The 329-nt window shown below is 41.9% G+C and carries 1 protein-coding gene; it reads left to right on the top strand.

Annotation, left to right across the window (positions count from 1 at the left end):
- On the top strand, window positions 1–192 hold a 192-nt coding region (locus B4K20_RS04450; protein ID WP_289282022.1), incomplete at its 5' end, for a cytochrome c biogenesis protein ResB.
- Window positions 193–329: the final 137 nt, after the last annotated feature.

Here is a 329-nt window from a genome sequence, read left to right as displayed (position 1 = left end):
ATAATTGCCGGTGTCTTCTTATTGTTCTATCTGCCTCAGCGGCGTTTCTGGGTCTGGGTAAGAGAAAAAGACGGCAAATCACAGGTTTATTTGGCGGGGATGACGAATAGAAATCCTCGAGAATTTGATAATTACTTTGAGGATATCAAAGCAAAACTACAGTCAAAGTCACGGAACTCTGACGAAGGATGATGTTCTTAGTTTCTGCTATGCGATGAGGCATTAAAATATGACGGCACACCTCTCAACAATGAAATCAACACTACAGACACCTTGGTCTGTTTGGTTCTGGCGAATCTTAATGTTGGTCACAGCTATAGGGCTTATTG

Source organism: Methylophaga sp. UBA5088 (assembly GCF_002414625.1).
In the GTDB taxonomy this organism is placed as follows: Bacteria; Pseudomonadota; Gammaproteobacteria; order Nitrosococcales; family Methylophagaceae; genus Methylophaga; species Methylophaga marina.
Note: the sequence above shows the minus strand (reverse complement) of the source record. Positions and strands in the feature narration are given on the sequence as shown.